Here is a 15,659-nt window from a genome sequence, read left to right on the forward strand (position 1 = left end):
GTTTGATTTGTCACGCGTCATTACCCGATGCGGCATCCCCTCGCCGCACCCAGCCGTCAACCTCGCTCGCCTGGAACTTCCAAAGGCGGCCCACCTTGTGCGCGGGCATGCCCTTATCGGTGATCCACGCGTAGATCGTGTCCTTCGTCACACCCAAGTGCGCAGCGATGTCGTCGGCAGAGAGCCAGGGGTCGGACATTCGCGCTCCTGTGTGAATTGAGCGGGATCTTCCCGGATATGACCGAGCTTAGTTGGGGGAGGTGCTGCGGGCCTACAGCGTGTCAAGGTCGATCCCGAGCCGCTCCGCCACCTCGGACAGCGGCGTGCTTGGTCCTGCTGCGGAGCGTTCGCGAACGATGGCTGCTATCTCCTCTTCCTCACGTCGGAGGTCCTCGAGCCAGGCATCGATCAGCGTGATCGGGATCGGGGCGAGACCGAACGCGTCGACGCCGACGTGGAACTGGTGCCCGTCTGGTACGGCGGTGCGGTCATGCGTGTGACCATGGAGGAGGGGAAACCCGCGATCCACCGGGCGGTGCGTCGAGTGCCGATCTACATCCTGAGTGTCGCCGGAGTACGGGTAGTGCGACGCGAGGATGTGCTGACCCGCGCGGGCGCCGGCGATGACTTCGGGCAGGATCTCCCACCCTGTGAGCGGCGACCATCCTCAGATGCGTTCGACATTTTGAAAGGACTCGGTCGGCTGACTGGTTCGTACCGGTCGCTGCGACTCGCGGACTACTGAGCGGAGCCCGTCGGCAGACGCGCTCGAGGGCATTACCTTGGGCGTGGGTCCTACTCATTTGGTCTCGGCGGCGCGGGATAGTCGGAGATCGAAAGTAGGAAAGCCCCCGAGACGAAACGCGGGTTGTCTAGGTTGCCGATGATCTCGATGAGCACCGCGTCGTCGTCGCATTCGAGTACGGAGAAGGTGTCACCCACCCGGAACTCGAGGCCCTGCTCGTCGGTGCCAGCGGTGTGAACTGTGAAGTTCTGGCCGAAATTCGGGTAGGGATCATGGCGGGCGTGACGATTCTTGACTGCCTTCGCAATGGCCTTCGTGCTCTGCTGACAGCCCACTGTAAGCAGGGACCCGACCGCAAGCGTGCCGCCGATGATGAGAGTCAGAGCCGGCTTAGGTCCACCGAGGGTTTTAATCATTTTCGTGATGTCCTGGTACATGCCGAGATTCCCCATGACAGCGACTCTAGTGTCGCCTGCCCAAGGGTCTCGTGTAACGATGACTGCCGCTACGGTCGAGGCATGTCGCTGACTAGCCACCTCAAGGACACTGACTCTTCTGTGCGAGAGTTCGTCTATTCCAGTGCTCCCACGCTGGCAACGGCGGGTACGCGCGGCGATATCGGAAAAGTGAACGCGACGCGCTTCGATTTCGACACGCTGACCGCACTAGCGACGTTGATCCCGATCCCGGCGGAGGTGAAGCCGCCCCAGCGCAAAGGCCATGCGATCGTGGCGGGCATGGCGCTCGACTACCGGCTTCGTATGAATCTGCCGGGCTTCGACGTCGCTGCGACTACGGCCTGGAGAGGGCTGAAACGCCTGCAAGCGAACCCCGACGTTATCCACCGCGGCAAGCACATCGCTGGGCTCCTCCAGGACGCGCTCGACTTTGCATATCTCACCCTCAAAGAGAAGGACCCGCATCCGCTAAGTCTGGCTCGGCTCTCCATTCCGCTCGCCTGGTGCGAGGCCATTTACCGCGCCGGTCCGGTGACCGCGTTGGCGAACAACCTGGGCCGTCGGATCAAACGAGCCAAAGACGGCGTCGAGCTAATCATGGGAATCGACGAAAACCTTCTCTTTGACGTGGCCAGAATGCACAAGCCGCTTGTGCCCCTTCTGGACGAATGGAAGGGTTCAGCTATCCCAGTCGTGTCCAACCCCACGTTTATGGGCAGTCTTGCTGTGGGCGGAGCTGATGCTGATTTTATCGTCGGAGATCTACTAGTCGAAATTAAGACGCGCGAGCAGATTACGAGCCCTTGGATCAGAGACACGCTGTTCCAGCTTCTCGGTTACACGCTGCTCGACGTCGATGACGCTCACGGCATCCGCCGCGTGGGGCTCTTGCTTCCTCGCCAGCTCCACCTTCAGATTTGGAGCCTCGACGAGTTGCTCGGTAGCGATGCCGAAGAGGCGCTTCCTGAGATACGGAACAAATTCGCCGGCCTCCTCACACAGATACTGGCCGGACGGCTCGGCGTTGATCTTGACGATATCGATGATGACCGGGACCCCGAGCGGGAGTAGCACCTGAGAGAACTCGGAATAGGAAGGTCCCTCCCTACCGCGTGAAGTAGATGACGGGTGTCGACCAGGAAGCAATAGAGGCGCTTCCTGAGATACGGAACAAATTCGCCGGCCTCCTCACACAGATACTGGCCGGACGGCCCGGCGTTGATCTTGACGATATCGATGATGACCGGGACCCCGAGCGGGAGTAGCACCTGAGAGAACTCGGAATAGGAAGGTCCCTCCCTACCGCGTGAAGTAGATGACGGGTGTCGACCAGGAAGCAATTCTGCGGAGGCCGGGTTTCGGGCGGGGAGGGCGTCGTGGGGCACGGGTGACCACTCGTCCGTAGCGAGCGACTGACTCCTGGCGACCGTGCTGACGAGTGCCTTGGGAGGATGCCCTGCGCGAGCAGGCGTGGGTCGTCTTGTGGCCTCTTCCGAAGGTCAAGCTGGCTTACGCACTCGTGGACCGGCGGCGCGATCTGCCAAGTCAAATGGAGCTCTTTCGCAGGCGGGAGCCGGCGAGGAAGCTAGGTCCATGCCACAGCCCCTCCGTTACGCAATCAACACCACCCTCGACGGCTGCTGCCACGACGAGGCCGGCCTGCCGCCTGACGCGGAGTCCATGGCGTTCTGGACCGACGAACTCCGCCGCCCCGCGGCCGCGTGACCTACGAGCTGATGAAGGGCGCGCGGCGCCGGCCCGAGTCGCGGGTGTGGCCCGACTGGATGGACGACGGCGAGGTCGCGTTCTCGGAGGTGATGGATCCAATGCGGAAGGTCGTGGCGTCTGGAACCCTGGACGCAGTCGACTGGAACGCCGAATTCGTCCGGGGCGACGTCGTCGACGCCGTCCGACGGCTGAAAGAGCAGCCGGGCCGAGGCATCGCGCTGGGCGGGGTCAAGCTCCCAGCAACGCTCGCGGCGCATGGGCTCATCGATGAGTACACGTTTGTCGTGCATCCGGTCGTCGCAGGGCGCGGACCACGGCTGCTCGATGGCATCCGGGATCAGATTCCCCTCGAGTTGATCGAGCGGCGCGCGTTCGACTCGGGCGCGATCGCGCAGCGCTACCGGCCCGTCGCTTGCTAAGGGCCCCGCACGTGTCACGACTGTCGAGGCAGCGGTGACACCTACCGATAGCGTATTCATAGAATCCGTCAATTCGGAGCCCGGGGGGCCAGTCGTGAATAGTGACCTGTTTTGGATGATCGGTGTGGCTCTGGCCGTAGGGGCGGTGCTGCTGATCCTGCTGATCGGATTCTTCATCTTCCGTGCTTGGTATCAGGTGCCGCAGGCGGACGAGGCGATCGTCATCGTCGGCAAGAAGCAGCGCGGTGAAGACGGCCTGACGTCGAATATGACGGTCATCACCGGCGGCGGCGCATTCGTGAACAAGCTGACTCAGCGCTCGGATCGCATTTCGTTGCGTTCTCGGCAGATCAAGATGGAGCCCGTCGCACAGACCAAGAACGGCGTGACCATTCACCTGGCCGGCGTCGCGCTCGTGAAGATCGGATCGCTGCCCGACCAGGTCCGCGCTGCCGCCGAGCGCTTCGCCTCGCAGGACCAGGCGATCGACGTCTTCACCACCGAGCAGCTCGAGGGTGCCCTGCGCGGTGTCGTCGCGAAGCTGAACGTCGAAGAGGTCATGCAAGATCGTCAGAAGCTCGGTGACGAGATCGCGGAGGGAATCAAGGGCGATCTGCTCGCCCAGGGTCTCGTTCTCGACTCCTTCGCTATCCAGGGCGTGACCGACCGCAACGGCTACATCGAGGCCCTCGGCGCGCAGGAAGTCGAGCGCGTGAAGCGCGAGGCCGAGGTTGCGCGGATCGAGGCGGCCCGCGAGGTCAAGGCACGTCAGCTCGCAACCGAAGAAGCGAACCTCATCGAGCAGACCGCGTTCGACAAGAACACAGCGGCGTCGAAGTCCGAGGTCGGTCGCGCGAACGCCGAGGCGGAGCAGGCCGAGAACCTCGCCCGCGCGGAGCGTGAACAGGCCGTGCTCGTGCAGCGTGCCGAAAACCGTCAGGCCGAGCTCGACGCCGACGTCAAGCGCGTCGCGGATGCCGAGAAGTACCGCAAGCAGACCGAAGCCGACGCCGAGTCGTACGCGCGCCAGAAGAAGGCCGAGACCGATCGCCAGGTGGCGCAGCAGGAATCGGACGCCGAGGCCTACGCGGTGCAGCGACAGGCAGAGGCCCGTCAGGCGTCGGCCGCCGCCGAAGCGGCTGCCGTGCGCGCGCGTGCCGAGGCGGAGGCCGAGGCGCTGCGTGCCAAGTCCAGCGCCGAGGCCGAGGCTCTACGGGCTCAGGCCAACGCCGAGGCGGAGGCCATCCGGGCGAAGGGTGAGGCGAGCGCCGCGGCGATTCAGGCCGAGGCGGAGGCGCTACGTGAGAACCAGGAGGCCATCCTGGGGCGCGAGCTCATCGGGCAGCTTCCCGCGCTCATGGCGGAGTTCGCGAAAGGGTATCAGAACGTCGGCAACGTCACCCTCGTCGGCGGAGACACTGCGGGAACGCACATCGCCCGCGAGCAGGCTGCGGGTCTGGCTGCGACGTTCGACAGCGTGAAGTCGGCGACGGGTGTCGACCTAGGAGCGATTCTGCAGGGGCAGGCATTCGGGCGTGGCGTGGCGTCGTCGCGGTCGTTCATTGACGCTGAGCCCGTGGCCGCCGAGGGCAGTGACATCCAGGGCACAGCGCGAAAGCGCGCGTAGCCAGTCGGCGGGGGCCATGCGTGGGTAGCGGGGCCCCTGACTTCGGAGGCGCCGCTGCGCTACTCGACGAACGCGGACCGGCCGATGAATTCGGTTCGGAGATTCAGCACGCTAGCAATCGCGTCCAAGAAAGTCTCATTCGTGAGAAACCACTCTTGACCAACCTCATTCGCTCGCCTGCTGCTCGCGCGTCGGGGATTGTTGTGACCTGCCGTCGACAGAAGTCGATGAAATTGCTTTTCAACCACGGCCGGGTCCGAATCGCCGGCCGTGTACACACGGACGACCACCAAGGGCTCGGGCATGTGCGCTCGCGCACCACCGCGATGCTGCCGGATGCGACTGCCAACATCTGAGGTCTGGCCGACCTTGATCAGAGTGTTGCCAGACCTCTCGTCCACGGGCTTCTCTAGGTACCACCCATAGGAGAAGGCATAGATACCTGGCTTGCCATCAAGGTGTCCTGCGTCGACGTCTGCATCGTCTCCCCGCGGGGGCTCTTCCACTGAAGTCTCAGACGACGTGAGCTCGGCGAGAGCCTGCTCTGCGAGCGCAAGGTGGCTAACGAGTAGCTGCGCCGCTGCCGCGCTCACTTGAGCGCGGCTCCGCTTCACGAAGGAACGGACAGCTGCAGTGACTTGAGTCTGAAGAGTCGCCCCTGTCGTCACCTTGCCGTCGAGGATTGCGTCAATTCTCGACTTATATCCATAAACGAAGCCAACCGTCGCGACGTTGAGCCGATCGGCCACTTCTTGCGGGGCCAAAGCCTCAAGAACGTGCAGGCGGTAGACGTCTCCCAATCGAGACTCATCGTCTTCCAGGAGCGCTTCAATCTCTTGCCGTGCGGTTAGCTCCACAACGTCGGCGGCAGGCAGAGAGTCCTCTATTGACTCCGTGTCTTCGTCCATTGCCACGTCTTCGTAGTCATTGGCAGCTGGTTCGCCGAACTCTGCATCATTCATTGCCACCGAACATGTCTACAGGAGTGCGAGAAAATTCCCGCCTCTTCGCCGCAATGCTTGTCGCGTTCTGGGTCGCTGCACCCATCTCGGGCCGACGCCTGCGGGCCACCGGTGCTCGTTCACTACCGCCATCGGACATAGCCAAGGGCCTCGCGTGAACGGGCACGCGAGACCGCGCATCAGGAGATGAGTTCCGGAGGAACAGGAAGTCGGTCTATCCGTTCTCGCCGCCGCCGTAGACGGATGCCTGGTCGACCTCGTTCTCGTCGGCGCCCTTCTGCTAGCGGGGGATCTAATCGGGGTCGACGATTGAGGCGCCACCGAAGGCGTGGCGCGCGTCCAGGATCAGGTCGCTCGCGGGGGCGGCCTACAGCTCGTCCAGGTACAGGGCCGATGGGAGCGAGGCGCCAGCGAAGAGCCGACGCGGGAGCGACCCGCCGGAGCTCAGGGTCAGGGCTGGGTTTTGTCGTCGGGTGACGGCTCGAGGTCGTTCTCTCTCAAGTAGGTCAAGGCGCGCTCCACTGTCTCAATCTTGCGTCGAAGGTCCTTCAGGGAGGGGGCGTCGGAGTCCGAAAGTTCATCCAAGCGCTCGTGGTCTCGACGGACCTGTCGCTCGATCTCGGTCAGCACTGCCCAGACATCAGGGTCTGGCTTCAGACCCTGCTTCTTGCGAAGGATCTCTGCTGCGAGCCGCCGTTCGATGATGGCTTCGAGAGCGGCCGCAGTCGTGCTTGCGCCGGCAAGTCCGAAGGCGACACCGCCACCGCCTGCGGTGAGTAGTGCGCCCGCGGTCAAGAGTCCGCCCATCATTCCCCCGGGGCCGAACGCTGCGAGGGCGCTCGTAAGCGCGGCCGCTCCCGCTAGACCCGCTCCAGCCGCCAGGGCGAGGCCACCTGTAGCGATGACTATTGCTGTAGCGCCAACTCCCAACGCGCCAAGCTTGACTAAGTTGACCTTGAAGCCGCCACCTAGGGCGCGGCGTGCCTCCGACTGCGCATCGAAAACCTGTGCGCCGAATTGGCTCGTCAGGCCCATCTCGGCGGTCAGATCCTCCATAGCTTCTCGCCGCTTGTCCGTGCCGATCTCGATCTCGAATGGTCGGATCACGTTCTCCGAGGCCAGAACAGTCAGAAGGACGATGGAGTCTTCCCGAGACAGATGATGGGCGGGCTGCGGTTCAGGCAGGGGCGAGAGAGGGTCGGAGAAGTCAAACGCGAGGTTCGTCATAGCCGTCGGGAGCGCTCTGTTCTCGCCCGACGCTCTCGCGATGAAATCTTCAACGACCGCCGCCTGAACATGACGAAGGGCTCCATCAAATCTGGCACGTTGCTCTCCCTTCAATCGCGACTTCAGGAGGTTGGCGTACCTCAGAGCTAGGAGCGCCATCTGCTCAGCAGGATCGAGGATCGCGTCCACATCCTTATTAGCCGGAGCGATCTCCTTTGACAGTGAACCGAAGAGCGCGTAGCCAATTGCGGCAGCGACGGTTTCGTTCGCCAGATAGGTCGCACATGCATGCGCGGGGAGGAGCATCGTCTTCGAGTCGATACGAAGGTCGATCATCCAAGGAAAGACGGACGACACCCCGCGATGCGCCGCGACGAGATCCGGCTCATTCCAGAAATTCACCCACCAGGCAAGGCTGGGCGGCGGTTCCCGGAGGGAGGTTCGCAAACCTTCTACGTCGAAGGCCCCGTGAGCCAAAGGACTTCCGATAGTCACCATCCCGACTACTTCGATCTGTGTCGGGAGGCGTGGAACGAGGTCTGCGGCAATCACGGACCCGAGACTGTGGGCCACGATAACAATTTTGCCGGACGGAGGTAGCGCGTCCAGGATGCGCCGCAGTACCTGGGCGCGTATTTCGCGTTTGGTCAGGTAGTTGCGGGCCTGGACGAAGGGGGGAGTCGCCACAGCAGCACCGATCAAGGGGTTCACATTCAAGAGCATCTTCCCGGGATCATGGTGACCGAGGCGGAACTCCATTGCGCTCATTCGATGTTCGAAGTCGCGGCGGTTCTTTCGCTCGTCGTCGCGCGAAAGTCTCTTGAGCGTGGGGTCCGGTACGGGCAGCTTGTAATCGGTGCCCCTCAAGGCATGAGCGTACTTCGGCGCGATCACGTGCGTTCCGCTCAGGCCGGGGTAGTCGAGTTGTTGCAGCGCTTGGGACAACACTTCCCGCCAACCGTCCTCAACATCGCCATCGCCGACGCCGTGGAGAAAGATGAGGGAGGGAGAGTCTGGCATCGGCGGCTGCTTTCAGTTGCGACACGACGTGACCACCACGTTGTTCTGTCACGACCCAGGCTACATAAGCTCCTTCGTAGTATCGGAATGTACCCACGTCCACGTAGCCCAAGAGCGTCGATGCGTAATGGGTTCATTTCTGCTTTCTTGGAGCGCTCACGATGCTCCCTTTCCCAAGCTCGTTGCGCATATACCACTGCGATCCGGGCTTGAATGATCGAGGGTGCGCACGGCCGACGAGCAGATGAGAGTAGAAACAAGTGGGTTCGGGCTCAGCACAGTGAAAATGCTCATATGACCCAACCTCTCCGCTACGCCATCAACACCACCCTCGACGGTTGCGTCCACCACGAAGCCGGCCTCCCGCCGGACGCCGAGTCCATGGCGTTCTGGACCGACGAGCTCCGCCGCTCCGACACGCTCCTCTACGGCCGCACCACCTTCGAACTCATGGAGGGCGCGTGGCGCCGGCCGGAGTCGGGGGATTGGCCCGACTGGATGGACGACAGCGAGGTCGCGTTCTCGGAGGTGATGGATCCGATGCGGAAGGTCGTGGCATCCGGAACCCTCGACGCCGTCGACTGGAACGCCGAACTCATCCGGGGCGACGTCGTCGACGCCGTCCGACGACTCAAGGAACAGCCGGGGCGAGGCATCGCGCTCGGCGGAGTCAAGCTCCCCGCGACGCTCGCGGCGCACGGGCTCATCGACGAGTTCACGTTCGTCGTACATCCGGTCGTTGCAGGGCACGGACCACGCCTGCTCGACGGCATCCGGGATCAGATCCACCTCGAGCTCGTCGAGCAGCGCGCGTTCCGTTCGGGTGCGGTCGTGCAGCGTTACCGTCCCCTCGCATAAGAAAGGGCCCCGCGCGAACTGGTCGCGCGAGGCCCTGGCATCCGGAGGTCAGTCCTGGAGGAACGGGTAGTCGGTGTATCCGGTCTCGCCGCCGCCGTAGACGGAGGCCTGGTCGACCTCGTTCTCGTCGGCGCCCTTCTGCCAGCGGGTGACGAGGTCGGGGTTCGCGATCGCGGGACGACCGACGGCGACCAGGTCGGCGATGTTCTCGTCGACGGCGGTGACGGCCTCGTCGCGCGTGGTCATGCGCGAGAAGCCGGAGTTGACGATGAAGGTGCCACCGAAGGTGCGACGCAGGTCTTGGATCAGGTCGCTCGCGGGGTCGGCGTGCAGCACGCTCAGGTACGCGAGGCCCAGGGGAGCGAGGCCCGACACGAGCGCCTCGTAGGTGGCGCGGGTCTCGGCTTCGTCCTTCTCCCACACGTCCTGGATGTTGTGGGCGGGGGAGATGCGGATGCCGACGCGATCGGCCCCGACCTCGGCGACGACGGCACGGGCGACCTCGATGACGAAGCGGGCGCGGGCCTCGGCGGATCCGCCGTATCCGTCGGTGCGCTGGTTGGACGCGGGGGAGAGGAACTCGTGGAGGAGGTATCCGTTGGCGGAGTGCAGCTCGACGCCGTCGAGGCCGGCATCCACCGCGCGGCGGGCGGCCTTCACGAACTCGTCGCGGACGGTGGCGAGCTCTTCGGTCTCGAGCGCGTGCGGCACGGGGTAGGCGACCTTGGTGCCGTCGGCGAGGCGCGTGTCGCCCTCGATCGCGATGGCAGAGGGAGCGACGATGCGGTCGGTTCCGGTGATGTCGGTGTGGGTGACGCGTCCACCGTTCATCAGCTGCATGAAGACGACGCCGCCCTCGGCGTGCACGGCGTCGGCCACCTTCGCCCAGCCCGCAGCCTGCTCCTCGGTGACGATGCCCGGCTGACCCGGGTACGCCCGCGACTCAGCGCTGGGGAACACACCCTCGGTCACGAGCAGACCGATGCCGGCGCGCTGCGCGTAGTACTTCGCCACGATGGGTCCGGGAACGCCGTCGGCGCCGGAGCGCAGGCGGGTCATCGGGGCGAGCGACACACGGTTGCGGACGCCGACACTGCCGACGGTGGTGGGGCTGAAAAGGCTCACGAAGGGGGTCCTCTCGTTGTTTACGGGCCGAGAGTTCGCAACGGTCGTGGGTGCGGGTCTATTCCGGGATGCGCGGGTTCACGGGAAGACGAGAAGATCGCCCGGGTCGATCTGTGTTTCACCGGGGATGACGGGCTCGCCGTTCTTCGTCAACTGGGCGGGATCGACCCCGAAGCGCTCGCCGATGGCGCCAAGCGAGTCGCCGGACCACACCATGTACGCCGACACGCGGGTGGTGTCGGCGCCGGAGACCACCGCGAAGCCCTGGGCTCCGGAGCGACGGCCGAGGTCGACGCCGTCGGCCGGCCTCGGCATCACGACGAACCGGGTCGGATCGTCGGGGTTGTAGTCGTGTTTCGCGGGGTCGTAGTACTCCACGCCGTCCGGCAGGACGTCGCCGGGCTCGCCGATCAGTGCGCGGAAGTCGTTGGGACACCCCTCGGTGCCCTGGCAGCGGAAGCCCTCGGGGTAGATGATCCACGGGCGGGACTCCTGTGCCCAGGCGGGGAGCTCGGTGACCGGCGGGGTCGCCGTGGGGGTCGGCGCTGCGGAGGGCGGGGCTGCCGCCTGATCGATGAGGGGCGGCGCATCGGATCGGGGGAAGCCCCAGATCGCGAGTACGCAGACGCCCGCAACAGCGACCGCCGAGACGGCGAGGGTGATCTTCGCGGCGCGCTTCATGCGATCAGGCTCGCACAGCGGCATCCGGGATCAGAAACAGCGCGGGCAGGACGGCGCGAGCGGTCGTGGGGTGTGCGGGAAGGGTCTCAGAGGGCGGGGAGCATCACGTCGGACAAATAGTCCCGCAGACGTGGGACATCACGCGTGAGGGTGCGCCACACGCGACGCGGATCGAGGTCGTCGTCCCGCCGGGCGACGAAGGTGCGCATGTCGATGATCTGCCGCCACGGTTGCCCGTCGAAGCGTTCGCGCACGGAGGCGGGGATCTTCGCGACGGCCTCGCCGATGCGGATCAGCCCCATCTCGGCGGCCCACTGCGCTTGGATGTCGTCGAGGAAGTGCTGCTCGCCCGGCTCGACGATGTGCGCGATCACCTCGCACACCGAGATGACCCGCGCGGCGGCGTCGCGCGCCTTTCGATCGTCCGCGGTCACAGCGGGATCGCCTCGCGTAGGACTCTCTCGCCGAACTCTCCTCGCAGAGTGTCGGATGCCACGACGTCGACCTCGACGTGCAGAAGGTCCGTGAGGGCGAGACGCAGGCCGATCTCGTCGAGAAGACCGGCTTCGGGCGTGAAATCGACGAGCACATCGACGTCGGACGACGTGGTCTCCTCGCCCCGAGCAACGGAGCCGAAGACGCGCGGAGACGCCGCGTGGAACTCGTCGACGAGGCGATGGATCTCGTCGCGGTGCCGGAAGAGCCGCTCGTTGAGGGTTCCGACGAGGGCCTTGCGGATGCGCTCGACGACCTCGGGACTGGGCTGCCGACGGCCGTTCTCGTAGGCGGAGATGTTCGGCTGCGGCACACGCGCAGCGCGGGCGAGCTCGGCCTGACTCATGCCCGCCGCCTGGCGCCCCGCCCGGATGTCCACGGGCACAGTCTACCGAGGGGTTATCGCGGGCGATATATCTTCGCGGTTCGACGCCCCTCGAGCTGCTGCGCGGCCATACGCTGGTGGCCCAGCCACCCACCGGAGGACCGCGATGACCGAGAACCCGCTCGCCCACCGCCTCGACTACACGCTCGCCGAGCTCGACGACGATGCCCTGTCGGCGTCGCCCCTCGCGCTGCTGCAGACATGGTTGACGGATGCCGCGGACCTTCCGGAACCGAACGCGATGGTCGTGTCGACGGTCGATGGCGAAGGGCGGCCCACCTCGCGCACCGTGCTGCTGCGCGGGGTCGACGACGACGGTGCGCTGTGGTTCTTCACGAACCGGGACTCGCGGAAGGGGCAGGCGTTGGTTGGGAATCCTTCTGTCTCGATCCTCTTCCCCTGGTACGCGCTGCAGCGTCAGGTGATCGTGCTCGGCACGGCCACACCATTGCCTGCTGAACGTGACGACGCCTACTTCGCGTCGAGGCCGCGCGGATCGCAGCTGTCGGCCTGGGCGAGCCATCAGTCGCAGCCCGTGGCTTCCCGAGCTGCTCTCGAGGAGCAGATGGCCGAGGTGTCGGCGCGCTTCGGCGACGACGCGGTCGTGCCGCGTCCGCCGCACTGGGGCGGGTATCGGGTCGAGCCGCGGGAGATCGAGTTCTGGCAGGGGCGGCCGTCGCGGCTGCACGACCGGATCGTGTTTTCGCAGGATGGTGCGGCGGGCGAGTGGGTGGGGATGCGGCGGCAGCCGTAGAGGTTCTCATCACGCGATCGTCGAGCAATCGGTCGCTCGCAGGCGGTGGTCCACTGGCAGATGCGTCGAGCCCTCCAACACCTGTTCTTATGGTGGGGCTGAAGATGGAAACAACCGGGCTGATTTTCGTCGATCTTTCAGAGCAGTCGCACGGCCTGGGCCCTTAGCATCGGCCGACGCTGCGCCTCGTGCGAGAGCAGCGACGCTCCTGCGGGGTCGGGGGACCACTGACGAATGCTCGCTTTGATCGAGTTCGCGAGCGGCTTTCGAGACGTGATTCAACCTCGCTACAGGCGAGGTGCTGCCATCAGCCAATCATGGCGCTGTGGTCCGGGCAGAGGAGGCGTTCACCGTTGGTGAATTGCCATCCTCGACAGGTCAACTCGGTCAGTACCGTCCGAGTCAGCTCGACCGCACTTTTCGTTCCGTCGAGTTCAATCACAGTTCGGGAAATGCTCGACGACCGAGAACAGCCCATTTGATCGCACGTCACAGCGATGTCCGACAGCACAGCCGACCCGCGCAAGCCACTCGTGGCCAGCACCTCGGCGAACTCGTCTATCGACGCTCTACGGCTGCTCATCATGTCCAGGCGTGCCCGAAGCCGTGATGCATCCGCCGACGAGAATTGCCGTGCCGAACTTGGCGCGTGCGTAGGGACAGCGGGCAGCATCGTGAGCGGTCGTGAGGCCGACGCGGTGCGGTTGGGATTATTCAGCGGGTCTCGCCCCGGGAGCCAAACGCCCATCATGCCCGGAATTATTCGTGCTCCCTTTCGAAGGTTGCACGCGCTACACAGCGTCTGCAGATTGCCCATGTCAGACGGATGCCCGCCGAGGCTCCGCGGGTAGATGTGGTCGCAGTGGTAGGCGCTGCCCCAAATGACAGATCCGCCGCATCCGCGACAGACGCCCCCATCCCGTTTGTAGACGGCGCGCCTGATTTTCTGCCAATCGGCGGGCAGGATGTTCGCCGCGTCGCGTCGCGCGCGTGCTCTTTGCTTCGCGGCAGTGTCGGCCGCCCAGGCAAATCCCCACAGACCTCCGGTGAGCACGGTCGCCAACAGATGGCCCCCATGATTGACCCGGTACCGACTTCGACGTCCCATATTCCCCGCCCGCGGCTAACGACCGCACCCATAACGCTTCTAGGGCGCGAGGGAATGATACGTGCTAGTTCCCGGACGCGCGCATACCGAGCGCTGTAACTCGTATCCTTCGTGGGGCCCCCGAAAAGCCACCCACACCGTTCCGGCACCCAGATTCGATCCATCGACATCCGACGATCGGGAGCTGGGCCATCCGCGCTATCGGCCGGCTCCATGGCGACGCATATGGACACCACGTGTTAGTTGAGTGAGGGGAAGAGGCCCGTGACAAAGATTTCGATGCTGCCGGAGCGAGCCCACGTCTGGGGTCCGGTCCGATGAGCCTCGCACCACACCGCATCGACGCGCGGACCACGGTCTGCATCTCCGTGTCGGCCCGCCCCACCAGCATCGGCACGCGCTTCCACAACTACCTCTACGCCGAGCTCGGGCTGAACTTCGTCTACAAGGCGTTCCGCACGACCGACATCGCCGGCACCATCGCGGGGGTTCGGGCCCTCGGCATCCGGGGATGCTCTGTCTCGATGCCCCACAAAGAGACTGTCATTCCGCTCGTCGACACCCTCGAGGCGTCGGCCGCGGCGATCGGCAGCGTCAACACGATCGTGAACGACGACGGAGTGCTGACCGCGTCGAACACCGACTATCTCGCGATCGACGAGCTCATCGCCGACCACAACGTCGACCTCACCCGCCCCGTGATCCTGCACGGCTCCGGCGGCATGGCGAAGGCCATCGCCGCGGTGTTGCACGCGCGCGGTGCCGACCGGGTCACGGTGCTCTCGCGTAACGTCGACACCGGGGCCGCCCTCGCCCTCCAGTACGGGTTCGCCGCGGCATCCGACCTGCCGGCTCTCGCGGAGGCGACGCTGATCAACGCGACGCCGATCGGCATGAACGGGCCGCACGCCGACGCCCTCGCCTTCCCGCTCGAGCACATCCGGGCGTCTCCCGTGGTGATGGATGTCGTCGCCTTCCCGGCGGAGACCCCGCTGCTGGCGGCGGCTCGCGAGGCAGGTGCTGAGGTGATCGGCGGCGACGCCGTCATCGCGTTGCAGGCGGCGCGGCAGTTCGTCGCCTACACGGGCGTCGTCCCGACGGTCGAGCAGGTCGCGCGGGCTGCGAAGTTTTCGCGGGAAACCGTGGCGGCGGGGTGACGCGGGGGTCGGTCGGCTCGAGTGAAGGCCCGTGAGATGTCGACCGACGAGCTTGCTGGCTATTCTTCGGCTTAAAGCGTCTCCATTCGGTGACCGCGGCGATGGAGCGAAAATTGGACCACACTCATTTCAACCCGCGGAAAATGGACAGATTCCGACTCGTCGATTCTGAGCTGTCCGGCACGACTTCCGATTCTTGGGGGATCGAACTGGTCGTCAGGGCGCTCGCGGGGAGTCGTGCCCCGGTGCTCCCTGATACAAGCGGTAGGGCGATCGACCGTACACAGTATTTGGCGTATTGGCACGGCCTTCATTACCTTGCGGTCGCGCGATTGGGATGGCGTGATCCCGGCCGCGGATTTCGTGCGTGGCGAAAACGGGGGCGCCCTCCTGGCGACGAGACTCTGGACTTCATCTGGTCGGTCTGGGGCGCCGACTCGAACTTGGACGCCTATGTCGCCTGGGCGACATTGAATCACCAGGCCATCACATCTGCCGATCCCGGCGGCCCGGCGAAACCGCCCTCCGAATCCGCATTGCAGTGGGCGCGCGGTATCGAGGACCCGAGCAATCTCGGGCTGCTTTCCGGGGACTCAAACCCTCCGCACCTCGGAAGGGCCAGCGATGAGACCGAGAGCATCCGTGATGAAGGTCGAAAGTCAGTTCTCACCATCACCGATGCCGTCAGGCATCGAGGAATTTTCATCACGGGAAGCCGCGGTTTTTACGAGGACCTGGCAACGAGGTGGGGAGAGCTCCCGGATGTCGCACCCAACGACTGGCGCATCGATGTCTTCAATCGCCGGTTGGGCTTTCTCGGCACCTACCGCTTCTCGCGGGCGACCGGTCGCCTTTTCGTCGGAAGACACGCGGTGCACATGCTGGGCAACTGAGTCGCCAAGCCACGAGA

At 64.9% G+C, this 15,659-nt stretch carries 17 protein-coding genes; 8 read left to right on the forward strand and 9 right to left on the reverse strand.

Annotated features, from left to right (window positions below; genetic code table 11):
- Positions 1 to 10 precede the first annotated feature (10 nt).
- Positions 11 to 199 (reverse strand): helix-turn-helix domain-containing protein, encoded by a 189-nt coding sequence (locus FS769_RS06775; RefSeq protein ID WP_144831116.1) that lies wholly within the window; start codon positions 197 to 199, stop codon positions 11 to 13.
- Between the two features lie 596 nt (positions 200 to 795).
- Positions 796 to 1,197 (reverse strand): hypothetical protein, encoded by a 402-nt coding sequence (locus FS769_RS06780; protein ID WP_144831119.1) that lies wholly within the window; start codon positions 1,195 to 1,197, stop codon positions 796 to 798.
- Positions 1,198 to 1,263: 66 nt separating this feature from the next.
- Between FS769_RS06780 and FS769_RS06785 the strand changes: the two genes are divergently transcribed.
- The 4 genes from FS769_RS06785 (at position 1,264) to FS769_RS06795 (ending at position 4,977) form a co-directional block, all read left to right on the forward strand.
- Positions 1,264 to 2,274: a hypothetical protein gene (locus tag FS769_RS06785; protein ID WP_144831122.1), complete on the forward strand. Its 1,011-nt coding sequence runs from the start codon at positions 1,264 to 1,266 to the stop codon at positions 2,272 to 2,274.
- A gap of 522 nt (positions 2,275 to 2,796) precedes the next feature.
- Positions 2,797 to 2,928 carry a hypothetical protein gene (locus FS769_RS17170; protein WP_313959269.1) on the forward strand — a complete coding sequence of 44 codons (132 nt, stop codon included), beginning with the start codon at positions 2,797 to 2,799 and terminating at the stop codon, positions 2,926 to 2,928.
- Positions 2,925 to 3,350: a dihydrofolate reductase family protein gene (locus FS769_RS06790; RefSeq protein WP_313959270.1), complete on the forward strand. Its 426-nt coding sequence runs from the start codon at positions 2,925 to 2,927 to the stop codon at positions 3,348 to 3,350. Before FS769_RS17170 ends, FS769_RS06790 begins: the two co-directional genes overlap by 4 nt.
- Positions 3,351 to 3,465: 115 nt before the next feature.
- Positions 3,466 to 4,977, forward strand: coding sequence for an SPFH domain-containing protein (locus FS769_RS06795; protein WP_144831125.1), 1,512 nt, complete (start codon positions 3,466 to 3,468; stop codon positions 4,975 to 4,977).
- Positions 4,978 to 5,036: 59 nt separating this feature from the next.
- Here the strand turns inward: FS769_RS06795 and FS769_RS06800 are convergent, their stop codons facing one another.
- Positions 5,037 to 5,939, reverse strand: a complete 903-nt coding sequence (locus tag FS769_RS06800) for a GIY-YIG nuclease family protein (RefSeq protein ID WP_260979722.1) — start codon at positions 5,937 to 5,939, stop codon at positions 5,037 to 5,039.
- Between the two features lie 450 nt (positions 5,940 to 6,389).
- Positions 6,390 to 8,186 (reverse strand): lipase family protein, encoded by a 1,797-nt coding sequence (locus FS769_RS06805; protein WP_144831131.1) that lies wholly within the window; start codon positions 8,184 to 8,186, stop codon positions 6,390 to 6,392.
- A 294-nt stretch (positions 8,187 to 8,480) separates the two neighbouring features.
- On the opposite strand from FS769_RS06805, the gene FS769_RS06810 reads away from it, so the two are divergent.
- Positions 8,481 to 9,044: a dihydrofolate reductase family protein gene (locus tag FS769_RS06810; protein ID WP_144831134.1), complete on the forward strand. Its 564-nt coding sequence runs from the start codon at positions 8,481 to 8,483 to the stop codon at positions 9,042 to 9,044.
- Between the two features lie 48 nt (positions 9,045 to 9,092).
- Here the strand turns inward: FS769_RS06810 and FS769_RS06815 are convergent, their stop codons facing one another.
- The 4 genes from FS769_RS06815 to FS769_RS06830 form a co-directional block, all read right to left on the reverse strand.
- Positions 9,093 to 10,169, reverse strand: a complete 1,077-nt coding sequence (locus FS769_RS06815; protein ID WP_144831138.1) for an alkene reductase — start codon at positions 10,167 to 10,169, stop codon at positions 9,093 to 9,095.
- 78 nt (positions 10,170 to 10,247) lie between these two features.
- Positions 10,248 to 10,850 carry a hypothetical protein gene (locus tag FS769_RS06820; RefSeq protein ID WP_144831141.1) on the reverse strand — a complete coding sequence of 201 codons (603 nt, stop codon included), beginning with the start codon at positions 10,848 to 10,850 and terminating at the stop codon, positions 10,248 to 10,250.
- 86 nt (positions 10,851 to 10,936) lie between these two features.
- Positions 10,937 to 11,284 carry a DUF86 domain-containing protein gene (locus FS769_RS06825; protein ID WP_186325443.1) on the reverse strand — a complete coding sequence of 116 codons (348 nt, stop codon included), beginning with the start codon at positions 11,282 to 11,284 and terminating at the stop codon, positions 10,937 to 10,939.
- Positions 11,281 to 11,724, reverse strand: coding sequence for a helix-turn-helix domain-containing protein (locus FS769_RS06830; protein ID WP_260979711.1), 444 nt, complete (start codon positions 11,722 to 11,724; stop codon positions 11,281 to 11,283). Before FS769_RS06830 ends, FS769_RS06825 begins: the two co-directional genes overlap by 4 nt.
- Before the next feature lie 112 nt (positions 11,725 to 11,836).
- Here FS769_RS06830 and pdxH point away from each other — a divergent pair, with 112 nt between their 5' ends.
- Positions 11,837 to 12,484: a pyridoxamine 5'-phosphate oxidase gene (gene pdxH, locus FS769_RS06835; protein WP_144831144.1), complete on the forward strand. Its 648-nt coding sequence runs from the start codon at positions 11,837 to 11,839 to the stop codon at positions 12,482 to 12,484.
- 307 nt (positions 12,485 to 12,791) lie between these two features.
- On the opposite strand, the gene FS769_RS17225 is transcribed toward pdxH, so the two are convergent.
- Entirely contained in the window at positions 12,792 to 13,592 is an 801-nt protein-coding gene (locus FS769_RS17225; RefSeq protein ID WP_144831147.1) for an HNH endonuclease signature motif containing protein, read from the reverse strand.
- Positions 13,593 to 13,909: 317 nt separating this feature from the next.
- Between FS769_RS17225 and FS769_RS06845 the strand changes: the two genes are divergently transcribed.
- Both FS769_RS06845 and FS769_RS06850 read left to right on the forward strand, forming a co-directional pair.
- Positions 13,910 to 14,749, forward strand: coding sequence for a shikimate 5-dehydrogenase (locus FS769_RS06845; RefSeq protein WP_144831150.1), 840 nt, complete (start codon positions 13,910 to 13,912; stop codon positions 14,747 to 14,749).
- A gap of 89 nt (positions 14,750 to 14,838) precedes the next feature.
- Positions 14,839 to 15,642: a hypothetical protein gene (locus FS769_RS06850; RefSeq protein ID WP_144831153.1), complete on the forward strand. Its 804-nt coding sequence runs from the start codon at positions 14,839 to 14,841 to the stop codon at positions 15,640 to 15,642.
- Positions 15,643 to 15,659 lie beyond the last annotated feature (17 nt).

The organism is Microbacterium sp. BH-3-3-3 (genome assembly GCF_007679045.1).
Taxonomy (GTDB): domain Bacteria; phylum Actinomycetota; class Actinomycetes; order Actinomycetales; family Microbacteriaceae; genus Microbacterium; species Microbacterium algihabitans.